This is a genomic window from Enterococcus aquimarinus, from assembly GCF_001885765.1.
In the GTDB taxonomy this organism is placed as follows: Bacteria; Bacillota; Bacilli; order Lactobacillales; family Enterococcaceae; genus Enterococcus_I; species Enterococcus_I aquimarinus.
In genome coordinates this window covers 64,894-88,745 of record NZ_JXKD01000007.1, presented here as the reverse complement: position 1 = coordinate 88,745, position 23,852 = coordinate 64,894, and the positions used below count along the sequence as shown (strand labels likewise).

At 39.2% G+C, this 23,852-nt stretch carries 33 protein-coding genes; 1 reads left to right on the top strand and 32 read right to left on the bottom strand.

Features of this window, described 5'->3' with window-relative positions:
* Window position 1: 1 nt before the first annotated feature.
* The 27 genes from RU93_RS06670 to RU93_RS06545 form a co-directional block, all read right to left on the bottom strand.
* Window positions 2-1,573: a phage tail spike protein gene (locus tag RU93_RS06670; protein ID WP_071874831.1), complete on the bottom strand. Its 1,572-nt coding sequence runs from the start codon at window positions 1,571-1,573 to the stop codon at window positions 2-4.
* Between the two features lies 1 nt (window position 1,574).
* Complete coding sequence (locus RU93_RS06665; protein WP_071874830.1) at window positions 1,575-2,279, bottom strand: hypothetical protein; 705 nt, start codon at window positions 2,277-2,279, stop codon at window positions 1,575-1,577.
* Window positions 2,276-4,792 carry a phage tail protein gene (locus RU93_RS06660; RefSeq protein WP_071874829.1) on the bottom strand — a complete coding sequence of 839 codons (2,517 nt, stop codon included), beginning with the start codon at window positions 4,790-4,792 and terminating at the stop codon, window positions 2,276-2,278. Before RU93_RS06660 ends, RU93_RS06665 begins: the two co-directional genes overlap by 4 nt.
* Window positions 4,792-5,172: a DUF5361 domain-containing protein gene (locus tag RU93_RS06655; RefSeq protein WP_071874828.1), complete on the bottom strand. Its 381-nt coding sequence runs from the start codon at window positions 5,170-5,172 to the stop codon at window positions 4,792-4,794. The genes RU93_RS06660 and RU93_RS06655 overlap by 1 nt, the downstream gene beginning before the upstream one ends.
* An 11-nt stretch (window positions 5,173-5,183) precedes the next feature.
* On the bottom strand, window positions 5,184-5,453 hold the full coding sequence (locus RU93_RS06650) for a hypothetical protein (RefSeq protein WP_071874827.1): 270 nt from the start codon (window positions 5,451-5,453) through the stop codon (window positions 5,184-5,186).
* Window positions 5,453-6,028: a phage tail tube protein gene (locus RU93_RS06645; protein ID WP_071874826.1), complete on the bottom strand. Its 576-nt coding sequence runs from the start codon at window positions 6,026-6,028 to the stop codon at window positions 5,453-5,455. Before RU93_RS06645 ends, RU93_RS06650 begins: the two co-directional genes overlap by 1 nt.
* A 13-nt stretch (window positions 6,029-6,041) precedes the next feature.
* Complete coding sequence (locus RU93_RS06640; RefSeq protein WP_071874825.1) at window positions 6,042-6,383, bottom strand: hypothetical protein; 342 nt, start codon at window positions 6,381-6,383, stop codon at window positions 6,042-6,044.
* A complete protein-coding gene (locus RU93_RS06635) occupies window positions 6,383-6,622 on the bottom strand; it encodes a hypothetical protein (protein ID WP_010050511.1) in 240 nt (79 codons plus the stop codon). The genes RU93_RS06640 and RU93_RS06635 overlap by 1 nt, the downstream gene beginning before the upstream one ends.
* On the bottom strand, window positions 6,615-6,953 hold the full coding sequence (locus RU93_RS06630) for a hypothetical protein (RefSeq protein ID WP_071874824.1): 339 nt from the start codon (window positions 6,951-6,953) through the stop codon (window positions 6,615-6,617). The genes RU93_RS06635 and RU93_RS06630 overlap by 8 nt, the downstream gene beginning before the upstream one ends.
* Window positions 6,916-7,335: a phage Gp19/Gp15/Gp42 family protein gene (locus tag RU93_RS06625; protein ID WP_071874823.1), complete on the bottom strand. Its 420-nt coding sequence runs from the start codon at window positions 7,333-7,335 to the stop codon at window positions 6,916-6,918. The genes RU93_RS06630 and RU93_RS06625 overlap by 38 nt, the downstream gene beginning before the upstream one ends.
* Before the next feature lie 4 nt (window positions 7,336-7,339).
* The gene (locus RU93_RS06620) at window positions 7,340-7,639 is read right to left on the bottom strand and encodes a hypothetical protein (protein WP_071874822.1); all 300 of its coding nucleotides are present in this window, start codon (window positions 7,637-7,639) and stop codon (window positions 7,340-7,342) included.
* Between the two features lie 16 nt (window positions 7,640-7,655).
* Complete coding sequence (locus RU93_RS06615; protein WP_071874821.1) at window positions 7,656-8,555, bottom strand: phage major capsid protein; 900 nt, start codon at window positions 8,553-8,555, stop codon at window positions 7,656-7,658.
* A gap of 6 nt (window positions 8,556-8,561) precedes the next feature.
* On the bottom strand, window positions 8,562-9,026 hold the full coding sequence (locus RU93_RS06610; RefSeq protein ID WP_071874820.1) for a capsid assembly scaffolding protein Gp46 family protein: 465 nt from the start codon (window positions 9,024-9,026) through the stop codon (window positions 8,562-8,564).
* 81 nt (window positions 9,027-9,107) lie between these two features.
* A complete protein-coding gene (locus RU93_RS06605; protein ID WP_071874819.1) occupies window positions 9,108-10,517 on the bottom strand; it encodes a DEAD/DEAH box helicase family protein in 1,410 nt (469 codons plus the stop codon).
* 125 nt (window positions 10,518-10,642) lie between these two features.
* Complete coding sequence (locus RU93_RS12085; RefSeq protein WP_169818098.1) at window positions 10,643-10,807, bottom strand: hypothetical protein; 165 nt, start codon at window positions 10,805-10,807, stop codon at window positions 10,643-10,645.
* 14 nt (window positions 10,808-10,821) lie between these two features.
* Entirely contained in the window at window positions 10,822-11,094 is a 273-nt protein-coding gene (locus RU93_RS06600; protein WP_071874818.1) for a DUF2829 domain-containing protein, read from the bottom strand.
* Window positions 11,095-11,108: 14 nt separating this feature from the next.
* Window positions 11,109-11,291: a hypothetical protein gene (locus RU93_RS06595; protein WP_084131248.1), complete on the bottom strand. Its 183-nt coding sequence runs from the start codon at window positions 11,289-11,291 to the stop codon at window positions 11,109-11,111.
* A 5-nt stretch (window positions 11,292-11,296) separates the two neighbouring features.
* Window positions 11,297-12,076, bottom strand: coding sequence for a hypothetical protein (locus RU93_RS06590; RefSeq protein ID WP_071874817.1), 780 nt, complete (start codon window positions 12,074-12,076; stop codon window positions 11,297-11,299).
* A 2-nt stretch (window positions 12,077-12,078) separates the two neighbouring features.
* The gene (locus RU93_RS06585; protein WP_071874816.1) at window positions 12,079-13,305 is read right to left on the bottom strand and encodes a phage portal protein; all 1,227 of its coding nucleotides are present in this window, start codon (window positions 13,303-13,305) and stop codon (window positions 12,079-12,081) included.
* 151 nt (window positions 13,306-13,456) lie between these two features.
* The gene (locus RU93_RS06580; RefSeq protein WP_010050491.1) at window positions 13,457-13,798 is read right to left on the bottom strand and encodes an HNH endonuclease; all 342 of its coding nucleotides are present in this window, start codon (window positions 13,796-13,798) and stop codon (window positions 13,457-13,459) included.
* A gap of 147 nt (window positions 13,799-13,945) precedes the next feature.
* Window positions 13,946-14,260 (bottom strand): hypothetical protein, encoded by a 315-nt coding sequence (locus RU93_RS06575; protein WP_071874815.1) that lies wholly within the window; start codon window positions 14,258-14,260, stop codon window positions 13,946-13,948.
* A gap of 3 nt (window positions 14,261-14,263) precedes the next feature.
* On the bottom strand, window positions 14,264-14,677 hold the full coding sequence (locus RU93_RS06570; protein ID WP_211272568.1) for a sigma-70 RNA polymerase sigma factor region 4 domain-containing protein: 414 nt from the start codon (window positions 14,675-14,677) through the stop codon (window positions 14,264-14,266).
* Window positions 14,674-14,892, bottom strand: a complete 219-nt coding sequence (locus RU93_RS06565) for a hypothetical protein (protein WP_071874814.1) — start codon at window positions 14,890-14,892, stop codon at window positions 14,674-14,676. The genes RU93_RS06570 and RU93_RS06565 overlap by 4 nt, the downstream gene beginning before the upstream one ends.
* Window positions 14,893-15,135 carry a hypothetical protein gene (locus tag RU93_RS06560; protein WP_071874813.1) on the bottom strand — a complete coding sequence of 81 codons (243 nt, stop codon included), beginning with the start codon at window positions 15,133-15,135 and terminating at the stop codon, window positions 14,893-14,895. It abuts the gene before it with no gap.
* Between the two features lie 4 nt (window positions 15,136-15,139).
* Window positions 15,140-15,550, bottom strand: coding sequence for a RusA family crossover junction endodeoxyribonuclease (locus RU93_RS06555; protein WP_071874812.1), 411 nt, complete (start codon window positions 15,548-15,550; stop codon window positions 15,140-15,142).
* A complete protein-coding gene (locus RU93_RS06550) occupies window positions 15,543-15,815 on the bottom strand; it encodes a hypothetical protein (protein WP_071874811.1) in 273 nt (90 codons plus the stop codon). Before RU93_RS06550 ends, RU93_RS06555 begins: the two co-directional genes overlap by 8 nt.
* Window positions 15,816-16,060: 245 nt before the next feature.
* Window positions 16,061-18,298 (bottom strand): AAA family ATPase, encoded by a 2,238-nt coding sequence (locus RU93_RS06545; protein WP_071874810.1) that lies wholly within the window; start codon window positions 18,296-18,298, stop codon window positions 16,061-16,063.
* A 57-nt stretch (window positions 18,299-18,355) separates the two neighbouring features.
* Between RU93_RS06545 and RU93_RS06540 the strand changes: the two genes are divergently transcribed.
* Entirely contained in the window at window positions 18,356-19,057 is a 702-nt protein-coding gene (locus RU93_RS06540; RefSeq protein WP_071874809.1) for a DUF4145 domain-containing protein, read from the top strand.
* Here the strand turns inward: RU93_RS06540 and RU93_RS12080 are convergent.
* Genes RU93_RS12080 through RU93_RS06520 form a run of 5 tightly spaced genes read right to left on the bottom strand, consistent with a single transcriptional unit; the run spans window position 19,041 to window position 23,796 of the window.
* Window positions 19,041-19,190, bottom strand: coding sequence for a hypothetical protein (locus RU93_RS12080; protein WP_169818097.1), 150 nt, complete (start codon window positions 19,188-19,190; stop codon window positions 19,041-19,043). The genes RU93_RS06540 and RU93_RS12080 overlap by 17 nt on opposite strands.
* A 15-nt stretch (window positions 19,191-19,205) precedes the next feature.
* Window positions 19,206-20,795: a DEAD/DEAH box helicase gene (locus RU93_RS06535; protein ID WP_071874808.1), complete on the bottom strand. Its 1,590-nt coding sequence runs from the start codon at window positions 20,793-20,795 to the stop codon at window positions 19,206-19,208.
* A gap of 15 nt (window positions 20,796-20,810) precedes the next feature.
* Window positions 20,811-21,398 (bottom strand): hypothetical protein, encoded by a 588-nt coding sequence (locus RU93_RS06530; protein ID WP_071874807.1) that lies wholly within the window; start codon window positions 21,396-21,398, stop codon window positions 20,811-20,813.
* Window positions 21,399-21,412: 14 nt separating this feature from the next.
* Window positions 21,413-22,441, bottom strand: a complete 1,029-nt coding sequence (locus RU93_RS06525; RefSeq protein ID WP_071874806.1) for an ATP-binding protein — start codon at window positions 22,439-22,441, stop codon at window positions 21,413-21,415.
* Window positions 22,441-23,796 (bottom strand): AAA family ATPase, encoded by a 1,356-nt coding sequence (locus RU93_RS06520; RefSeq protein WP_071874805.1) that lies wholly within the window; start codon window positions 23,794-23,796, stop codon window positions 22,441-22,443. Before RU93_RS06520 ends, RU93_RS06525 begins: the two co-directional genes overlap by 1 nt.
* Window positions 23,797-23,852: the final 56 nt, after the last annotated feature.

The window sequence follows — 23,852 nt, the reverse complement described above, 5'->3', positions numbered from 1 at the left end:
ATCACTCCTGTGGTTGCATATTTTCAACGACTTCTTTTAACGCTAAAAAGTCCAACATAAATTGGTCTAAATCGATACTAGTGTTTGCGGTAATTCGGTTTAATTTTTGCTTATCCTCTTTGGCCAATAGTCCGTTAGTGGTGCCTGTTGCAAGTTGAATTTCATCTAATTTCGTTTTATCAATCGAGGACATCAAGCCGTCTTTTGTTTGTGTTGCTGGTGTATAGTTTGGAATATTCCCAATGGCAATATTTAACTGATCCACAACATCGTTTAAATCCGCGATAGCTTCGACTAACCCCGGAATATCCGACTCGTTAATTTCTGTATTAATATCAGCAACGCTTTGTGATACGTTATCTATCTGAGTTTTCAAAGCACCAATCGTTTGAATTTGATTGGACACCGACTTTTCTAAATCCTCGTATCGGCTCATTCCTTTATTCAATTCGTTTTGATATTGGGTCAACGTCTTAAACTTATCGCCAAAATTCGCTTTGACATCAAGCGGATTGACAATGTTAATTTCTTTTTGGATAACTTGCAGTGTTTCGTTGATTCCGAAAATCGGATTATACACGTTGTACTTGTCGCCACGATTGACACTTTCGGGATCTAAGTTATTTAAGCTCAAATCTAAAAAAGTTAAATCGAAACTATTACGTGCGGTTTTTTGAGCGGTTAAATATTGTTGTCCACGTGTTTTTAAAATATTGGGTTGATTGACATCATTAAAGACAACCGACTTTTCAATAATCCCAAATTCTGCAATCAATCTAACATCGTCAAGATAATCGAGATTATTGTTAACAGATTTGATGTTAACTCTAGCCTTACTTGCATCAGTGGCTGTTTCGTCCTCGCTTTGAATTTCAGCACCTAAGGGCACCAATCTTGTGACAACCTCAGTTGGGTCAATCTCTCTTGACATATCTTTTAAATTTCGCCTCAATTTAATTTCAGTAGCAGACGTTTTGCCAATCTCAGCTAAGTAATCGAGGTACAGGCCGTCTGATTCTCGTCTCACGACCAGGTAACCACCCAATCGATTTAACAACTTATCTTTGATGGTGTCATACGTATTTTCGTAACCCAGATAGCGATAAACGTTATCCGTTGAGTTTGTGACCGTCACTTGCCCAAGTTTAAACCGTTTGTGAGACTCGACTTGTGCATTGTGATTATTTAAAATCACTTGTAAAAATTGGGCGATTGTCATATTGCGATATTCGCCATGACGTTGAGACGAGTCCAAAAGATAAGCTAAGACAGATTCGCAATCGTACTGCGTTGCGAAATCCCCACCACTTGACATACTTTGTTTTGGTTTTAAAATACGGCCATCAAACTCAACGATTCCCGTTTTAACGTTTATCACTTTGATGAGTGTGGTTAACGGTTTAATGACACCCCACCCAGCATTACGCAAATTAATTTCAAAACTCATGGAGTCAATACCATCAATAACTTGCTTGATACTTCCAGCTGTTAATTTTTGACCGCTGACGTAAGGCGAATGAATCACTGTGCCGTTAACATCATTTATTCCGCTGTGGATTGTCACGCGATACATATCAAATCACTTCCTTACGCCATTCAAAGGCAATCGTTCCATTTCCGGTCACTGTAAAAGTGTTCATACCAACTTCAAAGCGAAAATCATCAACGGTGTATGATCCTGCCGATAGATTAAAAACAAGATTATTTTTTTGAATTGTCATTGGAGCGTTTAGTGTGATTTTTGGTGCAACGCCTGCACTGCCAATGTTCATGATTTTCATAATTTTTGAACCACTAATTGAAAAAATATGTGGTTGATAATAATCCGTAATGTCATAATCATCCCACTTCAACGAATTTTCTTCGGCGATTTTAATCTTAAATGGATACGCGTCAAATTTGATAGTGTACGGTGTTTTTGCTATCCCGTTGTCATTCCCCAGCGTCACACTAACGCACCTTGCCAAGTAATAATAAAAAGGTTCTTTATCATCGTACAACGGCATATAGCTACCACTTAGCAACCAATTTTCTAACATTCTACGATTCATATTCCTCATGATTTCGTTTGTTTCTTTCCCATTAAACACATAGGTCAATTCTCGGTTATCGAATAACCTTTCGCCAAACAAAGCAATCGTGAAATCATAATCGCCTTGCATACCTACAACTGATTCTTTAATCGGCAATTCGTTAGGAGGTGGCGTAGAGCGTTCAACCAATTTTAAAGTCGGGAACACGTCATTAATATGTTTACCGTTTATGCTAAATCCGCTCATCTGCCATACCTCCTATCTAAAGTTGCCTCGTTACCAAAATATTGATTAAATTGTGGACCTAATTTTCCAACAACAGTGCCATCATCTAACACGATTGTTAGGTTTTTTAATTCTCGTAGCAATTGCAACACGTCATTGTTATTGCTACTTAACTCTTGTGACCGCGCTTGATTAACTGTCATTCCGGACACGACGTTACTTGTTGCTTCTAGCGTTGGTGTATTTACGCTAACCGCATCAAACAAAGCACCTGTCATCCCACCAACTGTTTTTTGTACGTCTTTAAACTTATCGATTAAAGCATAATCGAAACCTTCCATAATGGCATTACCTGCCGGGATCAATAGCTTTCTATCGTATTCGATTGGGCCTTTGTTGTTCTTAATCCAACCAGCGATACCACTGACAAAGTTTTGTACTCCGCTGTAAGCTGATTTCAATCCGCCCAGGAACCCATTCATAATCGCGGAACCCGCACCCGAAATATTGATATTTCTAAGGCTTGAAAATACATTTTTGATATTCCCGATGATTCCGCTGATGCTTCCAGCTACGCTTGAAACGACACTTCTCATGCCATTAAAAGCGGATGAAATAGCGGAACGCACGGAATTCCCTGCACTGCCTAAACTGCTAAACACTGATTTGATAGCGTTGATAACACTTTTTATGCCGTTTCCGACTGCGGATATTACGGATTTGATGCCATTCCAAGCACCGCTTAATGTATTTCTTAAAATTCCACCGGAGCTACCAAGTCCGGAAAATACAGATTTGATTCCACTTATGATGGCTGAAATCCCAGAACCGACAAGCGAAATCGCTGATTTAATGCCGTTCCATGCCACGGATAAGATATTTTTAAGCACACCACCCGAACTACCCAAACTACTGAAAATGGACTTAATCACATTGATCACTGAGCCAATTCCAGCACCAGCAATCGAAATCATAGATTTGATGTTAGTCCAAGCGCTTGTTAATAGCGATTTGAGTGAGGTACCGGCTCCACCTAAGTTACCAAAATAACCAATGACAAGTCCGACCCACTCCGCGACTTTTGTGAGCGCTGGAACGCATGCTTTAAACGCATCAACTAACCAAGCCACGACTGGCGTGAGATAACTAATGACAGTAGTCACTGTGTCAAATGTTGAGGATAGTCCAAGCAATACACCTTTAAACACGCCACCTAAGAACGCCCCGACCACTTGAAAAACTGGCATCAAAGCATCAGCTAAAATTGATAGCAAAGGTTGCAAGGTATTCCACAAATTGACGACGGAATTAATCACGGTATCAATCGCCGGGCTAACGATAGCCATCATGACACTAAAACCGTTGGTCACCGCTGGAATAATTTTTGAAATGACTGCAGCGATTCCGCTAAAGTCTAATTTTGTAAAAGCCGTCGCTATGGACCCGATGATCGGCGTTACTGCACCAACCACCGTTTGAAACAATGCTGGCAATTGACCAAATGCCGTTTTAAAAGATGACAAAATCGGTTGAACTACTCCTTGGACTTTTGCAAATATTCCAGAAGTCCCTTCGCCGATTCCGACACCTAAACTTTCAAGCAACGCTTTACCTCCAGCAATAAATTGTGGAGCGGCCGCTTGAAAGAATGTGACGATTGCGCCAGGTAATGCTTGTAAGATATTTTTTACCATTGGGATAAAGTTGCCGAAAAAGAATGTTGCGGTGGTGTCTGCTAACGCATTTAAAGCCGGTTGAATATCTTGACCAAGTGAAAGACCGCCTAACACGTTAGAAAATGAAGCTTTCATTGATGCTAGTGATCCACTGAATGTTTCCGCTGATTCTTTAGCCGTTGTTCCAGTAATTCCGAGTTCTTGCTGTACCGCATGGATTGCGTCGTAAACGTCCGCTAAATTACTGATGTCATATTCCACACCAGTTAATTTTGTAGCGTCGGCTAGTAAGCGACCCATTTCTTCTTTAGTTCCTCCGTACCCAAGTTTTAAGTTGTCGAGCATGGTGTAGTTTTGTTTCGCGAATCCTTGATAAGCATTTTGAATACTCTCCATGCTTGAACCCATCTTATTCGCATTATCGGACATATCGATTAAAGCCATGTTGGCTGTTTCGGCTGCTTTAGCCGTATCTCCGCCCATTGATTGGAGTAAACTAGCACTAAATCCAGTCACGCTTTCCATGTAATCGTTAGCTGATAACCCTGCCGTTTTGTAAGCAATGTTTGCATAATCGATAACTTTATTGGCACTGCCTTTAAAAAGTGTCTCGATACCGCCAATGGATTGTTGTAAATTCGCGCCCTCAGCTAAAGAAGATGAGATGACTTTGCCGAGCGCCACTCCAGCGGCTGCAACTGCGGCTGCTGCTGCAAGTTTAATTCCAGTACCTATTTTTGAACCGGCACTTTTTCCGGCCGCTTCGGCTCCGGGATCAATCTCTCCTTTAATTGCATCGGAAAATCCTCTTGCTGATGGTAGTATCTGGACGTATGCTTGTGCGATTTCAGTAGCCATTAATTCTCACCTCTTTTCATTTCTTCGAGCATTTCATTTCTTGTCCTTTCAAAATCCTCTCCAGATTCAAATGCTACATTTTCTTTTTCTGCTGGTTCGATTTCCAATAATTTCATCAAGATTGATTCTGGTCTATTAGTACCTTCTTGGCCTTCTTTTGAATTCAGCCAATTCGCCGTTGCCAAGTGATCACTGATTCCAGCAAGCAACAACGTATTGAGTGGCACTCTTTGGTTGCTCATGGCCATCTTGATTCTGGACTCTTCTTTCAAACCAATCGAAAAAACAGCTACCTTCGAGGGAGGTAACTGTTTATAGTCGTATATGTGATAAATTTCAGCAAGGTCACAAATCAGTGCGTCCTCGTCGATTGCTATCATCCTAGAGAGGGTTATGAGTTTTTTAAATTTAAAGTTGGAACTGACTCGAAAATTTCTTTCAATTCGGCTTCCATTATTTTTGAAGGAACAATCCCTTTTTCGGTTTTCAAGTGTTCTTTCAACGCTTTTTCTTGTTCTTTGCCCAAAAGAAGTTTGATGATTCTCGGCAACTGATAAACATTTTCTTCTAATTCTCCTAAAGCTTCGAGTAGTTCGTAGTTGTCAAGACGTTCTTCGTCTAGTGTAAATTCAAAACCTGATTTTGTTTTCCCTTGCAACATTAATCGCCACCTCCAGCAACAACTTGTTTAATATATTCGTAATGCGTATTTTCGTCTGCATCCATAATGGCCGTGATAGTCGTTTCGTATCCAATTGCCTCGCCTTTAAGATAAGAAATTTCCCCGACTTCTGAAACTTTAGCGTTCGGAATAACAATCCGTTTAAACGTATCATTCTTTAAGACCATATCTACAACTAAAACATGCGCTTCAAGTTCTTTGCTATTGGATTTAATTTCAATCCCTGTTTCAAGCGTTCCGGTTACATTATCTGGTCCGTACACTTCTTTCAACACTTCCACGTTTAATGATTCGATTAATTTGTATTTAAACGTATCTTCTTTTTCTGTTTCCACGACATCAACGACTTGACCACCCCATGCTTTGATAGTTTCGGTTGATACACTATTGCTGTTTGTAAGGCCGTCTTCTGACACGTAGCCTAAACCCTTAAAAGCCACGTTTAACGCGGTTGTCGCATCGGTTGGTAAAGTCGTTCCAAGTGGTGCCGTAAAAATCGCTCCGCCCACCTTTGGTTTTGCGGTTGATACATTTTTTGCATCTGCTTTTGACATAATATAAACCCTCCTAATATTTAAAATCGAATACGGCTTGATAGCGATATTCTTTGGTACTTGTATCTGTAAAATTGTAATCAGTGTTTAATTTCACACTTAAAATACTTGGTAATTCATCCATTTTTTTGATGATTGCTTTCAAATCCTCGTTTAATTTCGCTGCTTCATACAGTGATTTTTTTGAGTAGGATTGAAACGCAAAAGTAGCGGAATGGATTTGATTGTCCTCTCCGCTACTCGTTTTTTCAAAAATAATAAATGAATCTGGTGTGGTTGTTGGACGTTCGAGACCAACACCAATCTTGCTATCTAAATGAATTTTTAAGTGGTCCATAATGACAATCTCAATCATCATTTCACCGCCTTGAGCAATGTATTATTTTTCATGTTATCCGATTTTGCTTGATACGTTGCGGCACTCACCATGGCGTTTGCCCGATTGGTTCCCACGAAAACATCTTGTTCGTAGCCGTCGCCCGCACGCTGTTGAATTTCTTTGGCACGTTCAGATAGCATTTCTTGCATTTCGGACGAGCGCAACAAACTTCTAACGCCCGACCGATTTAATTTCACCTTTACTTTACTACTCATAACGTTCCACCATCACTTTCTTATTCCATTTTAACGGGATAAGGTGGTCCATTCCTTCGAGTGGGATTCCAAAAGCTTTCCAACGTTTACCAAAAAACAAGACTTCTTTTTCTTCCCAGTCATGCATGTCGCCTTTAGGAATTGCTAAAGTGTAAACGGCTTTGCGACCGGACAGACTCATTTCGTTGACAACATCATCAGATGACGTTGGGGCGACTAAAACATCTTCGACTTCGATTTCTTGTTCTTCGTAAATCGGATTGTTAAACGGATCACGCCCAACTTCCACGGTATCAACTAAAGTAACTGTGATTCCTTTCAGTTTCGCCATAAAAATCAAGCCCCCCAATCCGTTGCCGTCTAAGACCTAATCGGGCTAGTTCGGCATTTTTGATAAACAAACCACCGCCGGGCACCAAATAGGACCCGGAAACTTGATAGCCGAGTGCGCCTTCAGAATATTGAGTCATTGGCTCTTGGTCTGTGGACGTCATCAACGTACGTGCGACCACATCGACTGTGACAGATTTAACCACGTTGGTATAAGACGGATTTTCCAACATCATATTGTCAATGTTTTTACCCGTCCGGTTTGCTTCAACTCGTAGCGTATCGGACACGACTTCAAGCAATTTCATTGCCCTTTCCAATTCGGAATTTTTTAACTCACGCCATAACATCTGCAATTCTTCGACCGTTGCAAAAGGTTGCATTTCATCACTTCCCTTGTGCGAGCATTAAATCATATAATTCTTTCTTTTTGGCTTTCGGGTCATACTTCACGCCAAAAGCATCTAATTCTTGTTTGATTTGTTCGATGTTGATGTTTTTAAATTGGGCATCATTTTCTAATGGATCATCAGCGGGAACTTCTTTTTCCACTTCGATTTTTGGAGACTCTTTTACTTTTGTTTCATCAATTTTATTATCGATGTCTTCGCTAAGTTTCCAATCTCCGCCACTGATATTAAAAGGACTGTCAATGACAGCCCCTGTTTTAGTATTAATGTATCGCATTTTATAGTCCCCTTTCTTATTCTGCGGATTCGGTGATAATCGCAAAGTGAGTTGGCTCTAAGATAGCCCAACCTAAGTACATTTCAGAACGCAAGTAGACTTGGTTGTATCCTTTTAAGTCAAACCCCGAATTATCAGGATCCCCAAATTCAATAATTTCAAAAGGTACATTTTTTGCATATCCCCATTTGAATGACTCTGCAAAATTCCCAACAATCGCGCGATCGCCATTTTCAGTCATGTCAGAAACGGTCTTATTAACGTCCACCGCTAATCCTTTGATTGTAGCTGGTGCATTACCCCAAGATAATTCTGGGAACATTGGATTCCCTTGTTGGTCTTTTTGTTGAGATAAAGCCGAACGGAATGATGGATTGATTGCCATTCCTGTGATATCCCCATCAGCACCACCAACCATAGCGATTGCCGTTTCAACAGCATCATTTGGATTTGCCATCCCTTTGGCCATCGGAACTTTTTGCGTTACTGCGCTATCAAAGTTATTATTACCAATTACAGTAGATGGTGCAGCTGTTCGTGGATTAACGCCGTGAAAAGCCATTAAATCAATACCGCGCGCAACCTTCTTCGCAAACCCATCGTTAAAGGCTTTTAAAATCGCGATTTTTTCTTCTGCTGCAGCATACATAAATTCGTCAGAAACACGTGCGCCATACTCGATTTTTAATGGAACAATTCTTCGTGGAGCTAATGAAATCCCACCGTGTGTTTTTTTGCCGTTTTCAGCAACGACATCAATTTCAGAATCCATGGTAAATGTGAACTCTTTTTCGCCGTTGAACGGAATCGCTTTTTGAGTTGATAAACGGGCTAAAGAACTCTTCCCAGTTACTTTGTTTACTAAGTCTGTTACTAATGTTGGATCAAATAAATTCCCTCTTGATAATGTTGTCATAATATTTTACTCTCCTTCAATGTTTAAGTTTTTTAGTAATGATTTGTATGCATCTTCTTTGTCATCGCCTAAAGGCGGTTCTAAATCTTTTAGTGGTGCTGACGGCGCTTTTGGTTTAGTGACAAAAGACGCTAAACGTTCAGCATCGGCTTTAATGCTTTCTTCATCGTTTCCAACTAATCGTTCCGCTAAATCAAGCGGTAATCCGTTTTGGATGGCGATTCTTGTACGCAAACTTGAAGTTTCATAACTTGCAATTTTTGAATTTAATTCGGCTACTGTGTCATCGTGTGACTTGATGGTTGTGTTCGATTCGTCAATCGCTTTTTGCAACGTTGCCACTTGCGTTTCGTAGTCTGTAACCTTTGTTTTTAACTCATCGTAGTCTGCAAACTTATCACGTTCCCGTGCGATTCTATCCTGGATAATACGGTCCAGTTCCTCTTGTGTTTCAATTGTTTTGAATGACATATAAATCTCCCTCTCCCCTGCTTTGCCCGGCAGTACGGTAATTTTTTGTATTAAAAAAACGACTCTAAAAAATAGAATCGTTTAATACCTAACTTGTTGTTTTTTCTTCGGTTTAACACTGCTACACGACCAATAGGCTAATAACGCACTATCCATCAAACTAATGTCCATATCGTCAAATTGTGACCGATAGCCAAATCCGCCACCAGAACCGATATTGCGTTTTTCGCAATTTGTTACAACGGTTGTTAACGATGGTTGATCCGCATGACAAATGTTTTTTTGGTAAATTCCTTGCTCCCACATATTGTTTGCCGTAATGATTTCTTTCACGGTTGGTAGAGTCGGTGCTTTGAGTCTAAATTCCGACATTTCAGAAGCTAGTAAGTTTTGACCGCTTGCCCCATCAATTGCGACGTTCGCAACATTGGCATCACGCAAGAAATTGATAATCCACTGATTCCCTTTTCTGACTGATAAACAATCCATCGTCTCGACAAATACTTTTCCAGATAACGTTTTGACCGCGATACTCATCGCAACATTGGAACCGTCATTACCGTATTTAATCCCAACGTGTAATGGACCTGTTAAGACTGGTAAAGCATTGACCTTCAAATCTAGCCACTCTTTTTCGCTGATGGCTGATTTTTGATTGTACTTAGGCCAATAACCCAACCGCTGCACGTTGTGGTCTAACTCATCTTCCCCAAGTTCCGCTTCGATTTTGCGTTCGTTGAGGTGATAGCCCATCGATGGATTCGAGTTATACCACGCTTCAACATCGTTAATATCCGTCATTTCGTTAACGGACCATTCAGCCCAGCCGGAATACTTCGATTGTCCAAACAACACACTTTCACGATAATTCGCAAAAACAGTTCCGCTTGAAACGGGCGTTGGTGGCGTTCCACACATGATTGTCATCGGGTTATTACTATCGGTAACGGTGTATTTCAACGCTGATTCTTGTTCCGTGGTGTACTCTTGCGCCTCGTCGATAATCAGTAAGTCAAATCCTTCACCTAACCCACCGCTTGATGTTCGGGTTCTGAATTGGATAACCCCACCAGTCTTGTAAAGCTCTAAACGTTCTTGACCTTTTGCCTTGATGGAATTAAAATCAGTGCCTTCTTTGTACCCCATTTTCTCAAGGTATTTTTTCATCTTTTCAAATGACGAGTGAGACGTGCTTATTCGATGGGCGGTGTGCAAAACGTTTAACCCATGCTCCAAAGCCCAAAGCTCCACGATGTAAACAATTTCTGTTTTACCGTTTCGGCGTGGGATGGAAAAACCAAATTTCTGATGGACCCACAAACCTTCATCATCAATCGCCATGACCGATGCAACCAAATTAGCTTGCCAATCGTAGCTTTTTAAACCGGTTTTGTGGTAGATGTCAATTGCTTCTTGATACGCCGTTTTTGTGTAGGGCAATATGATGGATTGAGTAGGAGTTTGATTGCCAAATCTTTTTTTAACAGTCATAAACTACCTCCTCCAACCTCCTGCACTATTTAACGCATAGTTGCGAGATGATGGATCACTTCCCTTCTTGCTCCTCCAATTTTTGAAGTTTGTAAGCTATGTTATAAAACATTAGCAATACATGATTAAGCGGGACTTTTTTCATTGGACGCCACCTCCTGTGATTTTTGTGAATCGCAATCAGGCGGTTTTTTAATGATTTTTTGTAGGTAGCGAATTGCTTTGTTTTGTTCTTTTTCTGTCATGCTTTCGAAAAATTTGAGTGCATCATTGCGGTTAATGTTTTCCATGATGTTCACTCCTTTTATTCTACGATTTCCCAATCCTCTGCAAAAATATCGCCGATGCTAGGCACCCACATTGCATGAGTTCCATCGGCGTTTTTGATTTGCAAATATGGATGAACTTTAAATAAATCGCCCTCGTTGAGATTCCACGCTTCCGCTGTTTGCTTGTTGCATTTAATCCCTTCTGGATAACCCTTTTGCCGCACAACGAACATTCCTTTGCCATTCCAACCGCTTCTTAACGCTTTTTTTCCTTGTTTTAATAATGGTAATACTTCTTCAAAATTCATTTTTATCACTCCTTTTATTGTTCCAATGCAAATCCAGCAATGTTAATTTGATTGAATACCGCTGAACGTTTTACTTGTGTACTAACGCCAAAGTAATCGAATTTCAGTTCAGTGTCGTTGTTTTCGATATTTTCAACACATTCAAATTTCAACGTCTCGCCTTTTAATAACCAAATAACTAATGATTTTTGTTTCACGATGTTCACTCCTTTTCCTTAATGCCAATCTTCTTCCTAGCTTCAATTTTTTCACGTTCTTTTTCAGCAATTTTGTTTTGCTTGTACTTGGACGATGAAACTAATTCTCTTTTGCCACGCTCTGGAATATATTCGATGGTGCATCTACAACGCTCATGCCTTGTGTAAATGTCATCGCCATTTCCTGTATCGTAATCATGCAATCCAGCTAATCTCTTACAAAAATCACATGGCTTATGACCGCTAACGGTTCGTTTAATTTTCGGGTCTAATCCAGCTTCGGCATGAAATTCCACATTCGATTTCAACATGGCATCTGCAACGTTTTGGCTAAAATTAATGATTGGTTCTTCCAGCACCCATTTAACATCGTCAAAAATAGGTGCACTGCTTATCTTATTGACTAAGCCGTCCACCCTGTTTTTATTGATTGTTGGTGCTTGTGCTTTGATACGTATACCAACCGCTTGATTTAATAAAGTTTGCACGTCCACGCCAAAACTTGTAATTAATTCATGATTTTTTTTGAGTGTGGCATTAAGCAAACGATCCGCAATGTTAAAATACATTTTGCCGTCCGGAAGAATATCCGCTCTTACGTGTAACTTGAACACCTCAGATAAAATCTTACCAATTTCAATCGCAAACTCGTTGACGTCCAAATATGTTGCTTTTTTGCCCGCAAGGGATTGAATGGCTTTTTTTAATGTTTCGCTATTGTACGTTCGTTCATCGAAATCTTTTTGAATTTTAGCTAATAAATCTGGTAAAATGTCCGGTTCCATTTTTATTCACCGCCTTCAATGCCTGTCAAATCTCGAATTGTTTCTCCTGTAATGTAACCAGGAATTGCTTGATTTAACTTAATAGCTCCATCGCCAATCATCGTTAGCATGTTTGCGTCAGCTTCGAACAATGGCTCCCACTTCGGTTTTGTCAAAACGAATTGACTGCGTAAATAAGAAAAATCATCACGCAAGCAAGCGGATAGATATGCCACATTTAACAAGCCAGCACCTAAACTTCGTTGCGCTTTTCTTCCGGCAAGTCGTAAGTTTTCATGACTGGCTTTAATAGCTTCAACGCTTGATGGATTTTCAGAAACGAATCCTAAATCATCTAATGTCAATCCCGTTTCTCCGGCAAATCCAGCGGCTGCGGTTTTCAGTTGCTCTGTAAATGGTGTCATCGATGGTGTAGTGAATTGTCCGATTGTTGGTTTGTCACCGCCATCGCCTTTTGTAAATTCGAGCATTGTTGAGATTGTCGCTTTCCAACCATCTAGCGGTTCTGAGTCTGGATCAGTACCCAAGACATATTTTTGTGGGAATGAATAAAATTCCGCGGTAATGTCTGCACGCTCTAATGTTCTTTTTGCATAGCTTTGATAATAAATTCCGGAACGTGTGATTCTCGAACGCCCAAACGGACGAACCGCATCTGGACGGTGAACTACTGGAACGAGCAACGGATAGGCGACATTACTTTCAATACTTTTAACGTAACTGCCACCAAAATAAAAATCAGTTCGATATGGCAAGAAATACGCTTCTGTTTCTGGTTTGCCGTATTCATCACGACTTAAGACTGCATAACCTTCTGTCAACAATCCTGTGATTGGGTCAATGACACCCGTTGCATTACTTGCTTCAACAACTTGTAATCTTACTTCATCGTTATCACCTCTTGAAATATAAACAAAGGCACACGATGCAATCATTGCTGATAACACCACGCTATCAAAAAAGATGTCTGGATTGTTTTGTTCGAAAATCTCCATTACTTCAAAATTATCGTTTTCAAATTCTCTGAAAACTAAACGGTCTGCTAAGCTATCGACACCTTTTGCACACCACCCCAAAACCGACCGATAACGATTGCGAATTTCTGGTGGAATGGTGATTCCGATGTTCCGTTCGTGGTGCTTGATGTCGTAATGCTGGTAGCGTAAATCCACACGAGGTTTGTGTTTCTCTAGCTTTTTACGTAGATATTCAATGCCTTTTTCGCTCAATTTTTTCAACTCCTTTCAATAATAAACGTTCGCGCGAGAAAATATGTACAGTGACGGCATGAACTACGGAGAAAACAAGGCAAGGGTTCCCCTCCCCCCATCTCTTTCGCTCTAACGCCTTTGTTTTAATGTCCTAAGGGTTTTATATTACTCACTGCGAACTCTTGTATAACGTCCAATCTAAGCTTTTGGGAAGGTTGCGATTGCCTATTGTTTTAACATCAATCTTGTTTGTCTTTGCATTGAATAGCTTGTCAGACTTCTGTCGGTTGCAAGTGGCGTGTGCTAGTTGTAAGTTCTCCATTGCACTTGGATGTCCACCTTTGTTTACTGGAATGATATGGTCAACGGTTGGCGCTAATGGATTAGGCGGCTTAAGCTTTACATCAACTGGCTTACCACAGATACCACAGACATTCTGAGTCATCAGTATCTTCTTACGATTCTTATCATAAGCCACGCGGTGTGGTCCTTGTCTGTCTGCTCTGGTCAACACTATCAACTCCTTTTGGGTATTAAAAAAGACACCTTCCAAAAACGGAAAATGTCTGTTCATATTATTTCACAATATTAGAATACCACATAAAAATCAAGGTGTCGGTACTATGTTGGTGCTGTACGTACTATACTTTTTAGCGACTTATTTCTTACTTTTGTTGATGAGTTTCTCAATGCTTTTAACAAGTATTTTCATGTTGATGATTTCTTTTGGAGTAAGTTTTAATTCACTGCAGACAATGGACCATGCAACTTCACGTGTAATTTCTTTTGATTCGTATGATTCAAAAAGTAGAATTACAGGAATATCTAATATTTCAGAAATTTGAATCAAACTATTAATGCTAATTCCTTTTCCGTATCGTTCCAATCGATAAATATCTTGCTGTTTCAATCCTTTAACTTTCCTATAGTATTCGATATTCGACCAAATTTGAGCTAAAAAATCATCCTTCATAAACTAATCACCCTTTCGGTTAAATCGTATTATCCGCATCAACTCCGCATGTTTACTTTTAATGTAAGAGTAACTGTAACCAGTCTCAGTAGCGATTGATTCTAGAGTTAAGTTATCAATGTATTTCATCTTTAAAATTTGTTGTTCCAGTCCTTGAAATTTACTGATTAATTCAATAATCTCATCTCGCTGCTTTGTTAATTCCTCTTGTCTAGTTGTCAATTCTTCAATCACTTCCTTCAATCTGATTTGTTTTCTAAGAGTCGTCAGGAAGTTTTGATGCTTGGCCAAGTCACCTCCGGCATAACTATCCCAACGACTTAATTCTTTTTTATTTAATTCAAGTGAAATCTCTAATTCACACAATTCTTCATCGATAGCTATTATCGAACAAACCCATTCATAAATTTCAATCACCCCACAACTTCTTTGTAACTAGTCTCCAGATGATCTAGAAACATTGCCATCTGTTTGATTACGAGTGGATGATTACCATACTTATTACACATGTGGCCAACCGACTGAATAACCCAATTCCAGTAGTTGTCACCTTGAATCGTGTATTTAGCGACTATTTGATTATTGGCATCCATCCACTTAATGACATCTTGATAAAAAGCATGGTAATCCATCTAATCAACTCCATCATCTTGATATGTTGAAATTACATTTAACAATCCTACTTTCAAAGCTGCTGCAATATTATCACCCAAATTATCAACGTCGATAATATCTAATTCATTAGATTTAATAGTTTTACATTCTTTAATGCCATGTTCTTCTGACCACTTTTTACATTCATTTTTTATTGAATCTTCAACTGCATCAAAATTATTAATCAACCACTCTCTTAAGTCTTCTGATTCTTTACTCAAAACTTTACAACTCCTCTATTTTGATATAAATCCCTGGCACCTCTCCCCAAAACTTCTCGACAATTAAGCTAGAAATTTGCGCATCATTTTTATAGAATCCTAATTCCTCCATGCAATCCTCAAGTAATTTATTCATGTTACCGTTATCTGGTTTAGTGTATTTCCAATCGCCATTTTGATGACCATTGATTAATGGAAATATCCACTTCGTTACCATTCGGACTGGACCAGTTACTTTTTCAGGAGGAACATGCTTTGACAAATGAGCCGTTAATTTAGATCGAGCAGCCGCTAAGCTTTCTGGTTCATAAAAAATTGGAACGTGTTTATTTTTTTTCTTATCAAAAACGACACGGACTTTCTTTTGCTGATGCGTTGTTTCTGGTGGAATCATTGGCATAAAAAATTCAATCAAGATCACCAGCCCACCTTTCATCATCTGGAACATTACTAACATAGTAGCCATTAATATAATGTCCATCTGGCCAATCAATAGGAACAGGATTTAATGATTTCGCTATATTAATGAACTTTTCTTTTCCGGATTCAGCAAGTAGTGCTATTTGTTTATTTTCGTCTGTAGAAATCATTGGACTGACATTTGTAATAAGTAATGGATTCAGAAAATGTAAGAAGCTAGCTAACGCTTCCCATTCCGCTGATGTTAAATCATTTTTCATTTTGATCACTCCTGTGTTATTTTAATTTCATTTTTTGACCATTTTTTATTTTCTTTTTCCGCCAACTTCATGTCTCCGTCTTCCCTTTATGTCTCTCTTTCCCTGAAAGGGAGAGAGACATAGGGAACGGGACACAAGCCAGACAAGGGTTTGAGCGTTGTGGAACACTATGTCTTGCTATTTAGATTTCACGGACACTATTTATCATTGAGCGCTATGTCTTTCTAAATAGAGAGACACGAATATCAATCTTCTTTTTTTGTCATTATTCCATCAACTACTTCAAACTTTTCATGTTTTTTAATTCGTTTGTAAAGAGCACTTTTTGAGATGTCTAGATAATCAGCTACCTGACCAACATCAATTGAGGTTTCACCTGCCACTAAAATATTAAACGCTTCTTCCAGTTCCTTACTTACTTTTTCAGACCGTGACTCGTTTGATTTTTGAACGCCCTTTTTCCATTTTTCTTTCGGATCATCTTCCAAAGAAATATCTCCTAATGAGTCATCTAACACATGAATCGGATATTTGAACCAAGCATTGATTGATTTCATTTTCGGGAACTCTCGCAACGTGCCTTCTAGTCTCCAGGCACTCGCTTGTCGTGCTAATTCGACTGCTTTTTTACGATTGTTTTCAATAATACTTAAAACTTCCTGTGACTTGATGGCACTCATTAAGTGGTAACTCATTTGTTTAACACTGAAAGTATCATCTGAACTAACGTCTTTATATGTCGGATTATAAGTTTTGATTGCAGCGTTGTACGTATCACAAACTGCTTGATTTTCCAGTTGCACGTATCTGTCTTCAGTAATCGGTAATTCAATCAAATCTAAAATCGCATCTGGATCTCGTGCGAACACCCCGGAACCAGAAGAGCGGTCCATTGAATTTTTCCCACTTTGAGAACCTTTTGAATGGTGATGACAATAAATCACTGAACAATTTAATTCTGTTGCGATTTTATCGAACTGATTTGTAAAATTGGCCATCTCATGCGCACTGTTTTCATCACCTGTTAACACTTTGTAAATTGGGTCAATGATTACTGCAATGTATCCTTCTTTTTGTGACCGTCTAATTAATTTAGGTGCTAACTTATCCATCGGACTGGTTTTACCACGTAAATTCCAAACATCAATATTATGTACATTTGCATGACCTTGGCCTAATTTGTTATAAATTTCAGCGAATCGCATTTTAGCAGAATTGGCATCAAGTTCTAAGTTGACGTATAAAACTTTGCCTTTCACACAATCAAAACCGAACCACTTACGACCTTCAGCAATAGCAATGGCCAGTTGAATTAAACTGAATGACTTACCGGCTTTTGATGGACCAGCGATTAACATCTTATGTCCTTGTCGTAACATACCTTTGATTAATTCGGGAGCTAACTCAATCGGTTTATCGAATAAATCAGAAAGATTTTCTGGATCAGGAAGATTATCGTTCATGTCTTCGATGTATTCTTCCCATTCTTCCCAACTTGATTTACCGATATTTGTATCAATTAAGAATTGCTTTTTATCTCCACGCATAAACCCGGGCAACCGACTTAATCTTGATGGATTTTTATTTTGCTTATCCACTTTCAGACCATTTTTTTCAACAATTTTGTAAAGGTAATCCACACGCTCTTGATACTGCGGATAATTGACTGCATCTACTTTTACGATAGCGTGCAAACTTTTACTTCCACTGTAGGTTAAAGCGACAACCGGTAATTCCAATTCTCGAATGATTTCATTCTGTTGCTCAATGCTCATATTGTCTGATTCGACTAAAGCATATTTAAATTCAGTGACGTTGGTATTTTTAACACCTTCGCCATCAAGTGGATTGAAACGAATCCAAGCTCCTGTATTGATATTTGGATCACCCATCACGGCCCCAATATCACCGTTGGTATTACGTAACCCTTGGATAATATCACCTGCAGTTTTCGTATAAACTCCCGTTGATTTAGGAATCCATTTTTCAACTTCACCATTCGTGTGGAGATAGCCATCATTCACGTAGCCGATGATGTCACCAGGGTTAAATACTGCTTCAAGGTAATCAATGATTTGTTGTGATGGATTCCAAAACTTTGGCTCATGGATATCTTGACCCATTACCCAATCAGTATTGATTAATTTGTAACCTTTATTTACGTCAGTAGCGATAAAACTATCGTTCCAGTCCAAGAAAGAATCGTCGGCATCTTCCCATTGGCTACGCCACCCATTTTCTTTTGCTAATTGCGTAATCGTAGCGCCTGTGACTGGAGAACCTGTCCCTTGAAACGAATTCCATTTTTTCTCACACTCGCCATCATGATAACGAGAAGAATCTTTTTGACTCCACTCTTCCCAATCGTTAGCGGTGTAACCTTCATGTTTAAGGGCCATTCCGACGTTAACCCATTCTTGATAATCGAGAGCTGCTGGATCTACGAATTCCAACAGCTCAATTAAATCTAATTTGTTTTCCAAGTAGTATCACCTGCTTTCTTTTGGTATGATTTAGGTAAAATGAAATGAGGTTGTTTTATGCAAAAAAAATTATTAGTAAATTTCCCTGATAGACAAGGGAGTCTTGAGGGAAACTTTAATATTTCAGATTTATGCCCACACTGCAACCGCCCCATAGACCCAATAGTAAAATCAGCTCATTCAGATTCAAGATACGCTAGTGATTCTATTGTTAAAGTTGCTATAGTTTTACTTTGTCCTTCTTCAGACTGTTCTCAATTTTTTTTGGATTGGTTTAATGTGAAAATAGGTCAGTACGAATCTATTAAGCAAACTAATCGCTTAGAATATGTTTATAAACCAATATTAAAAAATGATTTACCTACCGAAGTAAACGAAAAATTCCCAGAATTTAATGCAATCTATAGTCAATCACTACAAGCTGAATCGTATGGACTTGATCAAATTGCCGGTGTTGGGTATAGAAAATCACTTGAATTTCTTATTAAACAATATGCTATCCATCTATTTCCTGATGAAGAAGATAGGGTGAAAAAAGAAACATTGAATAATACAATAATGAATCGACTATGTGCATTCCCTAAACTACAGACTTTAGCTAAAGCAGCGACATGGATAGGGAATGATGAAACTCATTTTGTAAGAAAGCATGAAGATAAAGATATTACAAGTATGAAAAAGTTCATTAAATCAGCCGCTACGTTTATATCAGCCGATTTAGATGCTGACGATGCTTTAGAATTTACTCAGCAGAATTAATTTTTCTGTTTTTCAAATATTCTATTAGCACTCTGTTTGTCTCAATAGATTTTTCCAAACCATGAGAATTTAGTTCTAGCAATGCTTCTAAAAATACAATTCTCTCTTTTAATTCTTTAATTTCTTGTTCCATTCAATATCTTCCTTTCTATTCCGGCACATATTCCATAGGTCTAACACCTACAGGCAATCGCCATCCATTCGCTGCAATACGATTAATCATCTTACTTGCACCTTCGAATGGCCATGTTCCAACATTTTTAAAGCCACGTTGTTCTAACAATCGAATCTGCTTTGGCGTAGCTAGTCCTGCTTCTTTCCGTTTTTGTAGACGGTCAAGCATGAGACTGGCTTTTCCTGCGTTATCAATTGCATCCGGCATGATACCTAATTTTTCTAAGGCACTAACTTGCTTTTCTGATGGTGGTCCCATTTCCCAACCGAAGCTAGGTACGTAGCTTGTTAAATCTTCCGCTTGAATGGACATTTCAAATTGCAATGGATCCACAAGACGTTGTTTTCTTTTTCTCATTTCAGCCAATTGTTTAGCTAATGCTTCTTCTCGTTCAGAAATGACATCTTTTTCTGCTTGAACTTCTGCTTGTTCAATATCCACTGCTAAGCCATCAAGTCCAGCTTCCTCAATATTCTCAGTCATTTTCTTGGCCACATCGTCGCTACTTGCAATTAGATGAGCTGGATGACATAACTCATGACGTTCCACATGCCAAAGAAAATCTAATAGTAATAAGTTTTCTTTCCCCGGAAACAATCGTGTTCCACGTCCGACCATTTGACTGTATAAGCTACGGACCTTCGTTGGTCTTAATACCACAATGCAATCAACAGATGGACAATCCCAACCTTCGGTAAGTAACATCGAGTTGCAAAGTACATTGTATTTATCGCTTTCAAAGTCTTCTAAGATTTCAGCGCGGTCTTTCGATTCGCCATTCACTTCTGCTGCTCTCATGCCTTTTTCGTTTAAAATATCTCGGAACTTTTTGGAAGTCTTAACTAATGGAAGAAACACTACTGATTTTCTATCAGAACAATGTTTCACCATTTCGTCCGCAATTTGATGCAAGTACGGATCTAAGGCAGTCCCTAAATCTTTTGTACTAAAATCTCCTGCTTGTTGGGCTACTGAAGTTAAATCGAGTTGTAATGGAATGGTTAAAGCTGTGATTGGTGAAAGGTAACCTGATTTAATTGCAGCAGGTAATGAATACTCATAGGCAAGTGATTCAAAGTAAGTGCCTAGATTTTGCATATCTCCACGATCTGGCGTGGCAGTTACTCCTAATACATTTGATTTTTCAAAGTGCTTTAATACGAATTGATAACCGGCACTAATACAATGATGGGCTTCATCTACAATAATTGTGTCAAAATAATCTGGTGGAAATTGTCTTAGTCTTTTTTCTCGTTGCATCGTTTGAACAGAACCAACGACTACTCTGAAAAAACTTCCTAAGCTTGTATTTTCTGCTTTTTCTAATGCCGTTTTTAGTCCAGTAGACTTTTCTAATTTTTCAGAAGCTTGGTCCAGTAATTCGCCCCGATGAGCTAAGACGAGCACACGCTCGCCTAGTCTCACACGGTCTTCAATGACCTTACTGAACACAATTGTTTTACCGCAACCCGTGGGAAGGACTAGCAAAGTTTTCTTGCGTCCGTTTTCCCATTCCTGTTGGATTGCAGACCTTGCTTCTTCCTGGTAAGGTCTAAGTTTCAATTGAATTACTCCTCCTTAAAATGCTCCGGCTTGAAATCCACCAGGGTTTTGTGTTTGCTGTGGCGCTTGATTAAATCCTTGTTGTTGATTGAAACTTGGTTGTTGTGGTTGAGCTGGTGCTTGATTAAAATTCTGTTGCGGTTGAACTGGAGGAGTATTATTTACTACGCCTTGATTAGCAGAGCCCTTTAAAAATTCTTTGATACGGTTGTTTTGACGTTCTTCACCTTTGCTCATGTAAGAATTGATTTCCAGTTTCACGCGTCCTTGTGAGCCGATGACAAGCGACCAGTTAGGATTGAATGGTTGTCCAATGACTGGTGTTTGTCCGATTGCACTAAAGAACTCCGTTAACTTCCACTGGAATTTCTTCATCATGTAAAGACGTTCTTTGACGGTCGTTTTCCCTTCTGCACCTGAAACTTCAATCGATAATTCGGCGTATGGCGCTCCGTTCGGGATCTTGTCGCTTTGACCGTCGTAAATCTTACGTTCCATTCCTGTTACCGTAAATTGATACTCACCTGCAGGCAACAAAGCAAAGGTACTTTCCTCTGCAATAAAACCTGTGTCCCATCCTAAAAATTCATTTTCGTTATTCATTTATATTTTCCTCCTTAAAATGCTCTAATTTTTGTATTTAATAAATTCATTGCTGATGACCAATTCGTTACTAGGTAATCCCATAAATCGCTAGGCACATTTTCCACTGGTGTATCAACTGGCATAAAGCCACCTGTATGAATCACTGCCATTATTTCTTCGGTTGTAACATGATCCAATTGCATTAAATCAGCAATTGATTTCGGGATATGTGGAGATACTTCCACAATTGCTTCACGTCCAAAATCAGGTTCAATCACTGGTTGCGTGTTTACTTGTGGTTCTGTTGCGAGTGGTTGTTCTGTTTGAGTTTGGACTGGACTAATGGCCATAGTTGCTTCGTTGATGATTTGAGCAATTTGCCCATAATCAAACGGTAATTCGTCAGCTAATCCCATGCGATTTTTGGCATCCCATGCAGGGCGGTGAGTAGTAAACATCATACGTTGACCGCCTGTTGCTTTTTTACTATTGGTTTTACTATCTGTAATCACAATCATTTTGTAGTTGGCGAATAAAACCATATCAGCCCATTCTTTTACAAGTGGAGCTGTTTTCTTTTCGAGTTTCAACTCGTAACGGTCGAAAGCTCCCATTTCATCTGGTTCTTCTTTTTTACGTAACCAAGCATGAGCGGTCACAACAACATGAATTCCCTGATCAATCACATCGCTTAGTTTGTTCAACAAGTTACCAAATTCTTTTGATAAGGCGATATACTTAGCCCCATAATCGTTTGAGCTATCCGTCCATTTCCCTTGGGCCATTAAATGACGTTTACAAATTTCTTCAGCCCAGTCGATTGTGTCGATAACAAGAGTCTGACAAGGTTTGTTTTGCTTTACGAACTCAACTTGCTGAAGTAACATCGTCCAACTTGTAGGCTTATCAAAACGCTGTACGTTCATGTGTAACGTTGAATCCTCAGTATCAATGAAGAGTGGATTCGGAAACTGACTGGCAAAGGTAGATTTTCCAATCCCTTCCACTCCATACAAAACAACCTTCTGTGCTTTTGGTACTTTTCCGCTACTAATATTCATTAAAATGCTGCCCCTTTCCATGTTGGTGTTATTGGTGGTACTGGTGTATCTGTTTTAGTTGTTGGTGCAAATGAATCAGCATGTGCTTGTTGTTGCGTTAGTGCAGCCGTTTCATCTTTAATGACATAACCATCTTCGATAATAATTTGGCACTCCTCCCCTGTTGAAACACGTGTGGCAATGGCTTGAAGTCCTTCTTGTTCTAACCACTTCGAAAACTCGTTGAGCGTGATCATGTCCATTTGTTCCAGCTTATCCAGGAGAACAAAGCCACATTCTGGTTTCAACTTGCGAACGATAGCCGTTGAGACTTTTAGTTGGTCCGAACCACTCATATCCGTCCATCCTTGACCGTTATAAGTCAATTCACCCTCATTGACTGACAAGCCAGGCAATGGTAATTCAGCGTTATCTAACAACTTCATCCGTTGTTCACGAATCGCTTTAATCGCTTCGTCTAGTTCTTTGTATTGATTTAGATAGTTCTCAGCATCTTGTTCAGCTTTTTCTTTATCAAGATTGGCACGAACCTTTAAGTTGATTTGTTCCACGTTTTGAAGACTATGCTCGAGCTCGGCAGTTGATTGGTCTTGTAAGTCCTGTGCTGAAGTTTTTGCAATGGATAAATCATTTTGAGTAACTTCATGCTTGGCAATCATTTCCTGTAATTGATTTTTCACTCGTTCGATTTCTTGTGCTTCGTAATCAAATTGGGTTTGTAGTCTTTGAGCGTTCTCGCGCTTTCGTTGATTTTCGCCATTGATTGCTAGAATCATTTGTTGCTGCTGAATTAATTCCATCGTAGAAACTAAATCACTCGGCGCATCATGATAATGGATTTGTTCTTCGGCAAACTTTTTCTTTTGATCCGCAATCCGTCCAATTTGATAGCGCTCGTTGTAGATTGCTTGTTCTTCCATGTCTAACTTAATTAGTTCTTCACCAATACCGATTATTTGCAGTAAGGTATTCGCTTTTTCTTTGCTTGTTGATTCCATGAACTTTGGTAAATCAATGGCTAACTCTTCCACAAAACTATTGAGGAGTTGCTGACCACCTTTGTTCCCTTGTGGATCCAAAACAGTTAAGGAACTATTTTTGCCTTTACGTTCTACGATGAGTCCGTTTGACATGGTAATTCGTAAGTTTGGTGGAGTTACAGAGCCTTCACGGTGTGGGTTTGAAGGTTTATACTTATTACCGCCCAAAGCCCATGCAATCGCATCTAGTACGCTTGTCTTACCTTGATTGTTATTCCCTCCTAAAATAGTCAAGCCGTTTTGCGTTGGTTCGATTACTACTGCCTTAACACGTTTGACGTTTTCAATTTCTAGGTTGTTAATTTTGACTGACATGTGCTACACTCTCCTTATATTCATCTTTTTTTTTGACTGACTTTGCTTGCCGGCGG

Coding starts and splice junctions, on each gene's coding strand:
- RU93_RS06665 (WP_071874830.1), bottom strand. CDS start 2,279: ATGAGCGGATTTAGCATAAACGGTAAACATATTAATGACGTGTTCCCG.
- RU93_RS06640 (WP_071874825.1), bottom strand. CDS start 6,383: ATGATTGAGATTGTCATTATGGACCACTTAAAAATTCATTTAGATAGC.
- RU93_RS06605 (WP_071874819.1), bottom strand. CDS start 10,517: ATGACTGTTAAAAAAAGATTTGGCAATCAAACTCCTACTCAATCCATC.
- RU93_RS06550 (WP_071874811.1), bottom strand. CDS start 15,815: ATGAAAAATGATTTAACATCAGCGGAATGGGAAGCGTTAGCTAGCTTC.
- RU93_RS12085 (WP_169818098.1), bottom strand. CDS start 10,807: ATGGAAAACATTAACCGCAATGATGCACTCAAATTTTTCGAAAGCATG.
- RU93_RS06620 (WP_071874822.1), bottom strand. CDS start 7,639: ATGCGATACATTAATACTAAAACAGGGGCTGTCATTGACAGTCCTTTT.
- RU93_RS06565 (WP_071874814.1), bottom strand. CDS start 14,892: ATGGATTACCATGCTTTTTATCAAGATGTCATTAAGTGGATGGATGCC.
- RU93_RS06610 (WP_071874820.1), bottom strand. CDS start 9,026: ATGTCATTCAAAACAATTGAAACACAAGAGGAACTGGACCGTATTATC.
- RU93_RS06670 (WP_071874831.1), bottom strand. CDS start 1,573: ATGTATCGCGTGACAATCCACAGCGGAATAAATGATGTTAACGGCACA.
- RU93_RS06600 (WP_071874818.1), bottom strand. CDS start 11,094: ATGAATTTTGAAGAAGTATTACCATTATTAAAACAAGGAAAAAAAGCG.
- RU93_RS06615 (WP_071874821.1), bottom strand. CDS start 8,555: ATGACAACATTATCAAGAGGGAATTTATTTGATCCAACATTAGTAACA.
- RU93_RS06525 (WP_071874806.1), bottom strand. CDS start 22,441: ATGAATATTAGTAGCGGAAAAGTACCAAAAGCACAGAAGGTTGTTTTG.
- RU93_RS06650 (WP_071874827.1), bottom strand. CDS start 5,453: ATGTTGCAAGGGAAAACAAAATCAGGTTTTGAATTTACACTAGACGAA.
- RU93_RS06590 (WP_071874817.1), bottom strand. CDS start 12,076: ATGGAACCGGACATTTTACCAGATTTATTAGCTAAAATTCAAAAAGAT.
- RU93_RS06530 (WP_071874807.1), bottom strand. CDS start 21,398: ATGAATAACGAAAATGAATTTTTAGGATGGGACACAGGTTTTATTGCA.
- RU93_RS06655 (WP_071874828.1), bottom strand. CDS start 5,172: ATGATAGCAATCGACGAGGACGCACTGATTTGTGACCTTGCTGAAATT.
- RU93_RS06540 (WP_071874809.1), top strand. CDS start 18,356: ATGCAAAAAAAATTATTAGTAAATTTCCCTGATAGACAAGGGAGTCTT.
- RU93_RS06630 (WP_071874824.1), bottom strand. CDS start 6,953: ATGGCGAAACTGAAAGGAATCACAGTTACTTTAGTTGATACCGTGGAA.
- RU93_RS06635 (WP_010050511.1), bottom strand. CDS start 6,622: ATGAGTAGTAAAGTAAAGGTGAAATTAAATCGGTCGGGCGTTAGAAGT.
- RU93_RS06645 (WP_071874826.1), bottom strand. CDS start 6,028: ATGTCAAAAGCAGATGCAAAAAATGTATCAACCGCAAAACCAAAGGTG.
- RU93_RS12080 (WP_169818097.1), bottom strand. CDS start 19,190: ATGGAACAAGAAATTAAAGAATTAAAAGAGAGAATTGTATTTTTAGAA.
- RU93_RS06520 (WP_071874805.1), bottom strand. CDS start 23,796: ATGTCAGTCAAAATTAACAACCTAGAAATTGAAAACGTCAAACGTGTT.
- RU93_RS06660 (WP_071874829.1), bottom strand. CDS start 4,792: ATGGCTACTGAAATCGCACAAGCATACGTCCAGATACTACCATCAGCA.
- RU93_RS06575 (WP_071874815.1), bottom strand. CDS start 14,260: ATGAAGGATGATTTTTTAGCTCAAATTTGGTCGAATATCGAATACTAT.
- RU93_RS06625 (WP_071874823.1), bottom strand. CDS start 7,335: ATGCAACCTTTTGCAACGGTCGAAGAATTGCAGATGTTATGGCGTGAG.